The organism is Pedobacter aquatilis, from assembly GCF_032678405.1.
Taxonomy (GTDB): domain Bacteria; phylum Bacteroidota; class Bacteroidia; order Sphingobacteriales; family Sphingobacteriaceae; genus Pedobacter; species Pedobacter aquatilis_A.
In genome coordinates, this window is the sequence record NZ_JAVTSJ010000006.1 from 188,052 (window position 1) to 202,243 (window position 14,192).

At 38.6% G+C, this 14,192-nt stretch carries 6 protein-coding genes; all 6 read left to right on the plus strand.

Annotated elements, in window-relative coordinates:
* The first annotated feature begins 22 nt into the window (after positions 1–22).
* The 6 genes from R2R71_RS16805 to R2R71_RS16830 all read left to right on the plus strand — a co-directional run bounded on the left by R2R71_RS16805 (position 23) and on the right by R2R71_RS16830 (position 14,144).
* The gene (locus tag R2R71_RS16805) at positions 23–2,344 is read left to right on the plus strand and encodes an NADP-dependent malic enzyme (protein WP_316832439.1); all 2,322 of its coding nucleotides are present in this window, start codon (positions 23–25) and stop codon (positions 2,342–2,344) included.
* A gap of 65 nt (positions 2,345–2,409) precedes the next feature.
* Positions 2,410–2,994 (plus strand): Holliday junction branch migration protein RuvA, encoded by a 585-nt coding sequence (gene ruvA, locus R2R71_RS16810; RefSeq protein ID WP_316832440.1) that lies wholly within the window; start codon positions 2,410–2,412, stop codon positions 2,992–2,994.
* 12 nt (positions 2,995–3,006) lie between these two features.
* Entirely contained in the window at positions 3,007–10,185 is a 7,179-nt protein-coding gene (sprA, locus tag R2R71_RS16815) for a cell surface protein SprA (protein WP_316832441.1), read from the plus strand.
* 105 nt (positions 10,186–10,290) lie between these two features.
* Positions 10,291–10,671 (plus strand): glycine cleavage system protein GcvH, encoded by a 381-nt coding sequence (gcvH, locus tag R2R71_RS16820; RefSeq protein ID WP_316832442.1) that lies wholly within the window; start codon positions 10,291–10,293, stop codon positions 10,669–10,671.
* 86 nt (positions 10,672–10,757) lie between these two features.
* Positions 10,758–11,081 (plus strand): VanZ family protein, encoded by a 324-nt coding sequence (locus tag R2R71_RS16825; protein ID WP_316832443.1) that lies wholly within the window; start codon positions 10,758–10,760, stop codon positions 11,079–11,081.
* Positions 11,082–11,336: 255 nt separating this feature from the next.
* Positions 11,337–14,144 carry an outer membrane beta-barrel family protein gene (locus R2R71_RS16830; RefSeq protein WP_316832444.1) on the plus strand — a complete coding sequence of 936 codons (2,808 nt, stop codon included), beginning with the start codon at positions 11,337–11,339 and terminating at the stop codon, positions 14,142–14,144.
* Positions 14,145–14,192: the final 48 nt, after the last annotated feature.

Below are 14,192 nucleotides of genomic sequence, written 5' to 3' on the forward strand. Positions count from 1 at the left end.
GGTCACTAGTTAGTTACAATTAATGAGCAATATAAACAGAAAGCAAGATGCGCTTGATTACCACTCGCAAGGGCGGCCGGGAAAGATACAGGTAGTACCAACAAAACCAACAACTTCACAACGCGATTTAACGCTGGCTTATTCGCCAGGAGTTGCTGAACCTTGTTTAAAAATAGCTGAAAACACAGACGATGTTTACAAATACACAGCAAAAGGAAACCTTGTTGCTGTAATCAGTAACGGAACTGCCGTTTTAGGGCTGGGTGATATTGGCCCGGAAGCGGGTAAGCCCGTAATGGAGGGTAAAGGCCTGCTTTTCAAAATATTTGCAGATATCGATGTTTTCGATTTGGAATTAGATACCAAAAATGTAGATGATTTTGTGAAAATCGTTAAAGCCCTCGAGCCTACCTTTGGCGGTGTTAACCTTGAAGACATTAAAGCACCTGAGTGCTTCGAAATCGAACGTCGTTTAAAAGAGGAAATGAATATTCCTGTAATGCACGATGACCAACATGGAACAGCAATTATTTCAGGCGCAGCATTACTCAATGCCTGCGAAATCCAGAAAAAGAAAATAGATAAAATTAAGGTTGTGGTTAGCGGTGCAGGCGCAGCAGCGGTATCATGCTCTAAGATGTACCTGTCGTTGGGTGTAAAGCGGGAGAATCTGGTAATGTTCGATATTAACGGGCTTATCGATAATAATCGTACCGACCTGGATGAGATGCGGATGAGTTTTGCAACCTTCCGTACAGATATAAAAACCATTGGCGAAGCGATGAAAGGTGCTGATGTTTTCATTGGTTTATCTGCCGGAAATGTGATTCAGCCGGAAATGTTAATGGGCATGGCTAAAAACCCGATTGTGTTTGCTATGGCAAATCCAAATCCTGAAATAGCCTACGATTTAGCAATAAAAACCCGTAAGGATCTAATTATGGCAACAGGCCGTTCTGATTATCCTAACCAGGTTAATAATGTTTTAGGTTTCCCTTATATTTTCCGCGGTGCTTTGGATGTTCGTGCAACAACCATTAACGAAGCCATGAAAATTGCTGCGGTAAGAGCTATAGCAGAACTCGCTAAAAAATCTGTTCCTGAAGCTGTTAACTTAGCGTATAATGCCCGTAACTTAAAGTTTGGTAAAGATTATATTATTCCAAAACCTGTTGATTTCAGGTTAATTACTGAGGTTTCCATCGCTGTAGCGAAAGCTGCCATCGAAAGTGGCGTAGCCCGCAAGGCGATAACAGATTGGGATGCCTACAGCGAGGAATTAAGAAAGCGCCTTGGGCTTGATGATGCAATTATGCGTGCCATCACCAATAAGGCTAAGTCGGCGCCTAAACGCGTTGTCTTTGCTGAGGCAGATAACTATAAGATTTTAAAAGCAGCACAGATTGTTAAAGATGAGCAGATTGCTATTCCTATCCTTTTAGGGAATAAAGAAAAGATTCAGGCCATCATTGATGGGCATGCCTTAGAGTTGGAAGGTGTTCAAATCATCGACCAGATGCAGGAACCTGAAAAGACTAAAAAATATGCAAATGCCTTGTATCAAAAACGTCAGCGTAAAGGGATTTCTGAAAGAGATGCGATAAAATTATTAAGAGATCGTAACTACTTTGGTGCTTCGATGGTTGAGTTTGGCGAAGCCGATGCAATGATTTCGGGTTTAACTAAAGATTATGGTTCTACAGTAAAACCGGCTTTACATGTTATTGGCGCAGATCCGATGGTTAAGCGTGTAGCAGGTATGTACATGATGATGACCAAAAAAGGTCCGGTGTTTTTTGGCGATACAACGGTAAATGTCGATCCTTCGGCAGAAGAACTGGTTGATATTACTTTGCTTGTTGAGAAGTCAGTAAAGCAATTTAACATTAAACCTCGTGTAGCACTTTTATCTTATTCAAATTTTGGTTCGAATGATGGTGTAGTGCCAGAAAAAGTTAGGAAAGCCGTAAGTATTTTGCATAAGCAACACCCTGAAATAGTGGTAGATGGTGAAATGCAGGGTAACTTTGCCATTAATAACGAGCTGTTGAAAGATAATTTTCCATTCAGTACTTTGGTAAATGCACCCGCAAATACCTTAATTTTTCCTAACTTGGAATCGGGTAACATTGCTTACAAGCTGCTGCAGGAATTAGGTGGTGCTGAAGCTGTTGGGCCAATTTTATTGGGCTTAAACAAACCAGTACACATTGTACAGCTGGGAAGCTCTGTTCGCGAAATTGTAAACATGGTAACGATTGCCGTTGTAGATGTTCAGGCTAAAGAAGAATTGGCCGGCACTAAACGTAAAGGTTTGTTTGGGAAAACTGCAGTAAAAAAATAAACTTATTTTTAGGCTAAAATCTAAAAACATAAATCTAAAAACATAAATCTAAAAACATAAATCTGATGTACGCCTATATCGATGGTAAATTAACTTTCAAAAACCCTGCTTATGTGGTGGTCGAAGCCGGAGGTATAGGCTATCATATTAATATTTCACTTAATACTTACAGTAACCTAGCTGATGCCGAACGATGCAAATTATATACCTGGCTACATGTAAAAGAAGATGCCCATACCTTATATGGTTTTGCCGACGAAGGTGAGCGCAGGTTGTTTTTACATCTAATTTCGGTTTCAGGTATAGGTCCGAATACTGGTAGAATGATTTTATCGTCTATCACACCAACAGAAATACAAGCAGCAATTGTTAAGGCTGATTACCCACTCATTCAGCGAATTAAAGGATTGGGTGCAAAAACAGCTCAGCGTTTAGTTTTGGAGTTACAGGATAAATTAAAAAAGGAAGGTGTAGATTCATTAATTTCTATGCCTCAACACAATACCGTTAAAGATGAAGCGTTATCAGCATTAGTAATGCTCGGTTTCGCCAAACAAACAGCCGAAAAAACTATCGATCAGATTTTAAAAGTAACAGAAAGAACGCTATCGGTAGAGCAGCTAATTAAACAAGCGTTGAAAAACTTATAGATCTAACCGCCTTTGAAGAGAATATCTACCTATTTAATTCTCATCTTAATTCTATTTGCCGTTAAAAACGCCTCCGCTCAGGTTGTTACGGGCAAAGCGGATACTTCTTTGTTAAAAAATAACTTCAGCTTACGCGAGAAGCAATTGCTTGGATTAAGCCCAACCACCAACCCTTTTTACCCGCTGCCAAATGGCATAAAAAGAACGGTTGAGTATGATGCAAAAAACAAACGCTACATTGTTAAAGATATTGTTGGTGAAAAGTACGTTACCAATACACAGTACCTGACCATTGATGAATACCAGCGATTGGTAAACAGTGAAATAAAAAGAGGTAACTGGAGAAGCATTTCAAATGCTGAGGTTAGCGATTATCGCAGTACCGGTATCATTCCTAAAATTCAGGTAAACAGTAAAGCGTTCGAAAAATTATTTGGTGGTACAACCATTGATATTCAACCCAGAGGAGAAGCAGAGCTTACGTTTTTAGGCAGAGTGAATAAAAATGAAAACCCACTTTTTAACGAAAGGCAGCGTGTTCAGACTAATTTCGATTTCAATCAACGAATTCAAATGGATCTGATTGGTAACATTGGTACGAAGTTAAAAATCAAGAGTAATTATAACACCGAAGCACAGTTCGATTTTGAAAATCAGATTAAGCTAGACTACACTGGTGGACCAGATGATATCATTAAAAAAATTGAAGCTGGTAATGTGAGTTTGCCACTAAATACAAGCTTAATTACCGGAACTCAGGCACTTTTTGGTTTGAAAACACAGTTGCAGTTTGGGAAACTGAATGTAACGAGTGTTTACACACAGCAAAAATCTCAATCGCGGGAAATAAAAATTACGAATGGCGCCCAATCAAACGAATTCCGTTTAAGTGCCGATAATTATGAAGCAAACCGCCACTACTTTTTATCTCAGTATTTCAGAAATAATTATAACAAAAACCTTGCAAATGCGCCGGTTATTACTTCCCCAATCCAAATTACAAAAGTTGAAGTCTGGATCACCAATAAATCAGGTAGTACAGTTGATTCTCGTGATGTATTGGGCTTTCTCGATTTAGGAGAAAATGTACCCTATAATACTGCTCAGATTACCGGAGGTGGTTCTGCCTTACCTGCCGGAACAACTGCAACTGGTTTTACACAGCAATCGAATAACTTGTTGCAAAACCTGCCTCCGGGAGCGAGGTTAACCAATTCAAATGATGTAATTTCTTACTTTGCGGCAAACGGGGCAACAGATAACTTTGCAAAACTTACCTACGCCCGAAAACTTACCGACAGAGAGTTTACTTTCCAGCCGCAATTGGGGTATATTTCACTAAATAATGCGCTAAATTCTGATGAAGTGTTAGCTGTGGCTTACCGTTACACTTATAATGGTGTTGAATACCAGGTGGGTGAATTTTCAACCGATGTAACTTTTGATGCAGCCAATCCGAAAGTATTGTATGCTAAATTACTGAAGAACGAAACGACTAAAATTAATCTGCCAACATGGGATTTGATGATGAAAAACATCTATTCAATAGGTGGTTATCAAATCAGTAGTCAGAATTTTAGGCTTGATGTTTACCGCATTGATAATGAAACAGGCGTCGAAAATCCGCTGATGACGGAAGGGCAGAACACAGCAAATAAACAATGGATAAACCTCATCGAATTTGACCGGCTGAACCAACAAAATGAAAGAAAATCGGATGGCGTTTTCGACTTTGTGCCTGCAAATAATGCTTTTGGATCAGCTACAAATGCTTATTCGGCTAACAATTCGGGTACTTTTGGTTCAAATCTTTCGGCCTCAGGATTGTCTTCCTTAATCTCGAATACAAATACAGGTTATATTACTATAGATCCGGCTAACGGCCGTATTATTTTCCCGATTATCGAACCTTTTGGTAAGGATTTGGCCGCGAAATTTCTACCGTCAGAGCAGGCCTTAATTGATAAATATACTTTTACGGCTTTATACGATTCCACGCAAAATATCGCTAAACAACTCTTCCAAAATAAGAACAGGTATATTATCAAAGGTAACTATCAGTCAGATGTTTCGTCAGAGTTTAGTTTAAATGCCATTAATGTTCCAGAAGGATCAGTAAAAGTTTTTGCCGGAACTATGCCTTTAACAGAAGGCGTAGACTTTACGGTCGATTATCAGGGTGGGCGGGTAAGCATTATTAATCAGGCCCTTTTAATTTCTGGGCAACCGATTAGAATTACAACTGAAAATAATGAGCTTTTTGGTTTACAACAACGATCGTTATTTGGAACCCGGTTAGATTACAAGGTTAATAACAAGCTGAACCTTGGTGGAACAATTATGAATCTGACTGAGAAACCACTTACCCAAAAAGTAAATATCGGCGAAGAGCCGATATCAAACACCATTTGGGGAGCAGATATTAACTACAGTTCATCATCGAGGTTTTTAACGAAGCTTGTCGATAAAATTCCATTGATTTCTACCAAGGTACCCTCTAGTGTTACTTTTTATGGCGAGTTCGCCCAGTTAATTCCAGGACATCCGAATGCACTTAACTTTGCAGGTAGCAAGAATGGTGTAAGTTACCTGGATGATTTTGAAGCTTCGAGATCAGTGATTGATTTAAAAAGTGCTATTTCATGGCAGTTATCAGGTACACCGCAATTATTCAGCGAATCGCAACTGGTTAATGATTTAGCTTATGGTTATAACAGGGCGAGGGTTGCATTCTATAATATCGATCCCACTTTTTATAATTCTGCGGCATCTACAACGCCAGCAAACATCCGTAATAACCGAAACGAGCTTTCTAATCACTATGTTCGTGAAGTAATCGAGCAGGAGGTTTTTCCGTTTAAGCAAACTGCAACCGGACAGGCGCTGAACATTACAACACTCGACGTTGCTTATTACCCAACAGTTCGTGGTCCGTACAATTTCAGAACAACGGGTTTCAACCGTGATGGTGCACTGTTAAATCCACGTAATAACTGGGCTGGTTTCCAGCGCAAAATCGAAACAAACGATTTTGAAGCATTAAATATTGGTTTTATAGAGTTTTGGGTGATGGACCCGTTTATTTATAAGCCAAATTCAACGGGTGGGGATTTATATTTCAATCTAGGAAATATATCTGAAGATATTTTGAAAGACGGGCGTAAGTCATTAGAGAATGGTCTTCCGGCAACAGATGATCCGACAAAATACGATGAAACAAACTGGGGGCGTGTTCCGAAATTGCAGCCGGTTGTACAGGCTTTTGACAATAGCCCGGATGCACGTAAAGCGCAGGACGTTGGTTTAGATGGTTTATCAAATGAAAATGAGCGGGCAAAGTTCGCTGCTGCAATTAATGTAATTAAGGGTCAGTTAAGTCCGGCCGCTGCCGCACAAATTGATGCCGATCCATCTTCGGATGATTATACTTATTTCAGAGGCCCGGCGCTCGACCAGATTAATGCTGGTATTTTAAAACGTTACGAAAAATATAACGGGCCGGAAGGAAACTCAAAAACAGCACAACAATCGCAGGAAGAATTGGGCATTGAAAACTCTGCTTCAACCTCGCTACCCGATGGGGAAGATATTAACCGCGATAACAACATGACGCAAAGCGATGAATATTTTCAATATAAATTCTCGATGCGTCCGGCTGATTTAGTGGTTGGCCAAAACTTTATTACTGATAAAGTAACCTCGCAGGTTAAACTGGCAAATGGAAATACTCAAGCCGTTTCCTGGTACCAGGTTCGTATTCCGATTGGTGAATACCAGCAACGTGTTGGGGGGATTCAGGATTTTAAATCCATCCGTTTCTTTAGAATGTTCATGACGAACTTTGCAGATACCGCTGTTATGCGTTTTGCAAAACTTCAGCTAATAAGAGGTGAATGGAGAGAATTTAATGCTTCGAATACAGCAGAACAGGTAATTGTTGACCCGGCCTCAACGGTGTTAACACCAGATAATTCTACGGTTGAAGTTTCGACTGTAAATATCGAGGAAAACGGTAAACGCTCACCAATTCCTTATGTAACGCCACCGGGTATTGTTAGGGAAAGAGATTATAGCAACTATAGAGGCGATACGCGTTTGAATGAACAATCGCTTTCGGTAACGGTTAAAACTTTACGCGATGGCTATGGCAGGGCGGCATTTAAAACAGCTTACAGCGATTTTCGTTCATATAAACACCTCGAAATGTTTATCCATGCTGAGGCGGTAAACAATCAGCTGCTAAACGATGGTGATGTAGCAGCCTTTTTACGGATCGGAACTGATAATCAGGATAACTACTATGAATACGTTCTCCCTTTGAAAATTACAACGCCCGGAACAAGCGATCCTGACGCGATATGGCCAGCTGCTAACCAGATGGATATCGATTTAACCTTATTCCAGAATGCAAAGCTTGCCAGAAATACTGCCAAACAGGCAAACGGACAACCATGGCCAACAAACGTTCCTTTTACTTATTCTGATGGCGTAAGAACCATTATTGTTAAAGGGCAACCTGATATGAGTAAGGTTCGTGTTTACATGCTGGGCGTTAAAAATCCGTTAAGAAGTCAGGCAAATCCTGAAAGTGATGACGGTCTTGATAAAAGTGTATTGGTTTGGTTTAATGAGTTAAGGTTAACAGAGTTTGATGAGCGTGGCGGTTGGGCGGCAACGGGCAGGTTAAACCTTAAACTTGCCGACTTTGCGGATGTAAATATTTCAGGAAGTAAATCAACAATTGGTTTTGGTTCCATCGATTCGAAAGTTAGTGAACGTAACCGTGCAGACAATACACTTTTAGATGTATCATCGGCTGTAGAACTTGGTAAATTTCTTCCTCAAAAATCAGGTGTTAAAATACCGATGTTCGTTAGCTATTCTAAGCAGGTGGCAACACCTCAGTATAATCCCAGAACACCTGATATTGAACTGAAAAATGCACTTGAAAATGCAACGAAAGCTGAAAAGGATTCGATTTTAAACTTTGCCCAGGATTATACCGTTAGGCGGGGAATCAACTTTACCAATGTGCGTAAAGAGCGTACCAATAATAGTAAACCGGTTAGGCTCTGGGATATCGAAAATTTTTCGGCAAGTTATGCTTATACGCAGTACGATCACCGCGATTTTATCAATCAAAGCAGTATTCAGAATACTTACCGGGGCTCATTACAGTATAGTTATTCGAAAGAACAGAAAAGCTATGCGCCATTTGAAAAGATTATTAAGTCGAATATGCTGGCCATACTGCGTGATTTTAACTTCAGTATTTTACCTAGTGCAATTAATTTCAGGATTGATGTAGACCGCCTTTATTCGGAAAATACTTTGCGAAATAACGATCCAAATAATACCATTCCGTTATTGCAAAGTGGTTACGGAACTACCTTTAACAAGAATTTCCGTATGAGCCGTATCTATGGAATTGCATGGAATTTAACGCGTTCGTTACAACTTGATTTTAATGCTACAAATTATTCGATTATCGACGAACCTGACGGTCGGATTGAAGGTCTGAAACGCGATACGGTTTGGGAAAATCTTAAGCGTTTGGGCCGTACAACGGACTACAACCACAATTTAAACGTAACCTATGCCGTACCGATTAATAAAATTCCGGGTTTAAACTGGATTACTTTGTTAACTAAATACGGAACTAACTTTAACTGGCAAACCGAGCCTTTGGCAACCCTGATTGATCCAAATATCAACCTGGGTAATACCATTCAAAATAGCCGAAACATTCAGGTTAATCCAACTTTAAATCTGGTAACACTTTATAATAAATTCGGGTTTATCCGTAATGCAATGAATAATCAGGAAGGTGGTAAAACCAAAAATTTCCTCGTTAACCTGCTTACGAGTTTAAAAAATGTAAACATAAATTATGTGCAAACAAAAGGCACATTCCTGCCAGGCTATTTGCCCAAAACAAAATATTTCGGTATCGATAATGTAAGCGGTGCACCGGGTTTGGGCTTTGTTTTTGGTAGCCAGCGAGACATCAGGGATATGGCTTTGAATAATGGCTGGTTAACAACCGATACCTTGCAAACCCAAATGTATGTGAATACACTTCGTGAAGATTTCCAGTTAACCGGGCAACTCGAGCCGATAAAAGATTTGAGGATAACGATAAGGGCGAACCGGGCACAAACGCGAAATTTCTCAACCAATTTCAGGTATGTGGCGAGTGTTTCTTCTTTCGAAAACCTGAGTGCAATTACAACTGGCGATTACAGTATTTCTTACATCACAATCGGTACAGCATTTAAAGAGAGCAATGCGAATACAATATCTACTTTGTACAATAGGTTTATGGCGAATAGGGTTATTATTTCGCAACGTTTAGGTGCACAGAACCCGAACTCTTCAGGGCAGACAAATGGCTTCGCAGATGGATATGGCAAAGAAAGTCAGGATGTAATTATCTCTGCATTTCTTGCCGCTTATTCGGGTAAAGACGCCGGAAGCTCATCTATGAATTCTTTTCCTAAAATACCTTTGCCAAACTGGAGTTTAACCTACAGCGGCTTACCCAGTATTCCGTTTATTGCCGATCGGTTTTCGTCAGTTGATATCAGGCATGGTTATCGCTCTGCGTATAATATTAACGGTTACAACTCTTTATTACGTTACCAGGAAAATAATGGTTTTGTAAGCAGCAGGGATGCTAATAATAACTTCTTACCGCAGTATCAGTTCGCCCAGATTACCGTGTCGGAATACTTCTCTCCATTGATTGGTGTTGATACCCGGTTGAAAAATAACCTTACTGCAAATTTTGAACTGAACCGCTCACGTTTACTTGGGTTGAGTTTATCCAATAGTCAGCTGGCACAGTTATCCGAAAATAATGTTGTATTGGGTTTGGGCTATCGTACCAATAAATTCAGGTTCCCGTTTGGTTTATTTAAAAGCCTAAAAATGGATAATAACATGGATTTTAAACTCGATCTGGCTATCCGCGATATGAAAACCGTAATTTATCGGGCCGATGTAACCGAAGCAGAAGTTTCTTCAGGCTCGAAAAATATTACCTTAAGGCCAAGTGTAGATTATGTTTTAAACCAGCAGTTTAACATTAAGCTCTTTTACGATTCAAATATTACCAAACCTTACACATCGCAAACCTTTAATACATCATTCAGTAATTTTGGCTTTAGTTTAAGGTTTACTTTGAATTAGAAGTAACTTTTATGCTTCAAAAGCAGTTAACATATAAATTTTGATTTTAAAGAACTAAAATCTTGAAAATCCTGATTAACTTTGGCACAAACTAATTTAAAACAAATGAATTTTCCATCAGAATTAAAATATACTAAAGACCACGAATGGGTTAAGGTAGAAGGCAATGAAGCAATAATCGGTATTACTGATTTCGCACAACGCGAATTAGGCGATATTGTTTATGTAGACATTAATAGTGTTGGTTCAGAAGTAGCAAAAGAAGAAGTTTTCGGTACTGTTGAAGCGGTGAAAACTGTTTCTGACTTGTTCATGCCTGTAACCGGAACGGTTTTAGAAATTAATGCTGAATTGAATGATAACCCTGAATTAGTAAATTCTGACCCGTATGGCCAAGGCTGGATGGTAAAAGTTTCTTTATCTGATTTAGCAGAAGTAGAAGAGTTATTATCTGCTGAAGCTTACCAATCATTAGTAGGCGCTTAATTTTGACCACATTGTTCAAAGCACTAAAACATCAGAAGTGGGCCGTTTTCTGGACCATCATAATTTTAGTGCTTTGTAACATGCGAATGCCCGAAACAAAAGGCGGAGGCTTTTTCTTCGAAGGTTTCGATAAAATGACCCACATGGGTTTTTTCTTTGTCTTATCCGTATTGTTGTTTTACGGAAAGATAAAATACCAGCACACCTTTGCATTCAGAACTCTTACCATTTTTAAAATTATACTCATCAGCGCAATAATTGGCGGTGGTATTGAGTTATTGCAATGGAAAGTATTTACTTACCGGTCAGCTGAATGGTGGGATTTCGGATGTGATATGCTTGGCTGCTTTATGGCCGTATTTAGTTATGTTCTATTGCATAAATTAAATTTCAATGAAAAGAAAAATTAGTTTAATTGGTTTAATAGCACTTGTAAGCTTAAGCGGTTGCGGTATTTTTAAAAAGAACTGCAATTGCCCAAAGGTTTACTATCAATCTTACCCTTCTACACATAAATAGCATTTTTACACCTATGTAAATGCATTTTAACCTCGCATTTGTTGCTGTATTTAAAATGTTACCTAACTTTTAACACCTCTTAACAAACCTTTCAGCATTCTCATAGTCTGATAGCTTAGTTTAGTAATACTTATATTTATATTTTGATGAAAATTTACGTTCAAAGAGCAATATTTCTTGTTCTTCTTTTTTGTGGATACTTCGCACAAGCGCAAAATACAGGCTCAGTTAACGGGCGTGTAATCAATGCTAAGGATAATAAACCTGTTGATTATGCTACCGTAGCCGTTAAAAGCTTGAAAGATTCTAGCATCGTAGCTTCTGGTCAGTCTAATCCTGATGGAACATTCTCGTTCAAAAACATCCCGGCAGGTAATTATAGAATTATTGCAGCTTTTTTAGGTTTAAAAACAACCAATAAAAATGTTACCGTAGCGAAAGCTGCCGTTAATGTGGGTGATATTTCGATGGCCGATGATGGTTTAAACCTGAATGATGTAAATGTTGTTGCACAGGTGCCAACAGTCGTAGTTAAAAAAGATACCTTGGAATACGATGCAAAATCGGTTAAGGTACGTGAGAATGCAGTTGTGGAAGATGTTTTAAAGAAACTTCCTGGTGTGGAAGTTGCAAAGGATGGTAGTATAAAAGCCGGTGGAGAAACCGTTACCAAAGTAAAGGTAGATGGTAAAGAATTCTTCGGTAGCGACCCGTTATTGGCTACTAAAAACCTTCCTGCCGACATGGTAGATAAGATTCAGGTTATTGATGAACTTTCAGAACAGGCTCAGTTTACTGGTGTAGATGACGGTACAAGAAATAAAATATTAAACATTACCACCAAAAGTGGTATGAAAAAAGGCTATTTCGGCAACAGTACATTAGGTTATGGAACAAACGACAGGTACGATGCAAGCTTAAACGTAAATAAGTTTGATAACGATCAGCAATTTAGTTTTATCGGACAGTTTAATAACGTTAACAAACAAAATTTCGGTGGTGGTAATGGACAGGGGAATGGTTTTGGTGGTGGAAACCGTGGTGGCGGCGGAGGAGGTAACTCTTCATCGACTGGTGGGATTACAACAACCAACGCGGCGGGTTTAAACTTTGGCGATACTTATAAAGACGGAACACAGATTCAGGGGAGTTATTTCTTCAATAAATCTTCAGTATTTAACGAGCAAACCAGTAATACACAAACGCTTTTAGGTAATACAACGCAAAATGTAAATAATTACTTAAACAGCAACAGCGATAAAACCAATCATAGATTCAACTTTATGATTGATACTAAACTGGATTCGAGCACAAGTATTAAAATTCAACCAAATATTGCATATACTGAAAATGATGGATTGAGCTTAAATAATTATGTTAGAAATAACGTAATTGCCTCAGGAACATCAAATACAGTTGGTAACCAAAGTTACACCACAAGCAATTCTACTCCTGTAATTAGCAACAATATTTTGGTCCGTAAAAAGTTTCAGCGTAGAGGCCGTACCTTATCATTAAACATTAATACGGCTATTAACGATAGCGATTCAGATAACATCAACTATATTCTTGATAATAACACGGTAAATGGTGTAACCACACAAAAGTTAACCAACCAGCTTAACGATTTAAACAGCCATAATATTACCAATACAACAAGGGTGGTTTACACTGAACCTTTATCAAAAACAACCAGTTTAGAGTTAAACTATCAAAATGGAATAAACAATAGTACATCTGATCGTAACGTTTTAAACTTTAATACAGCAACAGGTAATTTTGATATCGTTGATAATACTTATTCAAATCACTACGAAAATCAAACGCTTACAAATGCTGCGGGTTTAAGTTATACCGTAAATCAAAAAAAATACAACTGGAATATTGGTGTGGCCGGACAGCAAACGCACAGGGAAAACACAAACCTTTCAACAGGTGTTGTATTTACTCAAAACTTTGTGAACTTAACGCCATCAGCACAATTCAGATACAATTTCAGCAATAGTAAAAGGTTAATAGTAAACTACAGAGGTACAACGCAACAGCCAACTATCGATCAGATTCAGCCAATTCCAGATAATACAAATACCCAATCTGTAATTGTTGGTAATCCAAATTTGAAACCTGCTTTTAACAATACTTTAAGTGTTCGTTACAACAACTTTGCTTTTGCAAAAATGCGTTTCTTCGCAGTGTTTTTAAACTTGACTCAAACATTTAATGCATTCGCTTCAAGTCAGTCGGCAGTAACAGATCCAAACGATGTGAACTATGGTAAAATCGCTTCACAATATATTAACGTTGATGGTAACTATAGCGGTAATGCAAATATCGTTTTAGGACAACCGATCATACCAAATAATAAATTAAACCTGAATGCGAATTTAAATACCACCTATTCAAGAGGAACTAACATTACCAGCGGAGTAGAAAATATAACAAATGTTTTCACAGTAGGTAATACTTATAGATTTGTTACCAATTTAGATAAGTGGGACATTACAGCAGGTATCGGTGGAACTTATAGCAGGGCAACATATTCTGCAACACCTAATTCAAACACAAACTTCTATACTTTCAATCCAAGTTTTGATATTTCTTATGTTCTGCCTTTAAACATCCGTATAGCTGTAGATTTAGATTACTTAAGCAATACTGGTCGTGGTGCTGCTTACAACACCAGTTATACTTTGGTTAATTCTTACATCAGCCGTCAATTCTTCAAAAACAGAGGAACATTCAAAGTTGCGGTAAATGATGCGCTAAACCAGAACCAGGGCATTAGCCGTACTGCAACAGCCAATACCATTACCGATTTAAATTATAATGTATTAAAACGTTACTACATGTTTTCATTCACTTATTCTTTAACCCGTATCGGTGGCCGTAACATAGGTAACGATGTACAAATGCCAGGTATGGGTGGTCAAGGCGGAGGCCGCATGAGGTTTTAATCTGGCTTAGAAAAATAATATACTGGCCTGCTTGTAATTCAAGCAGGC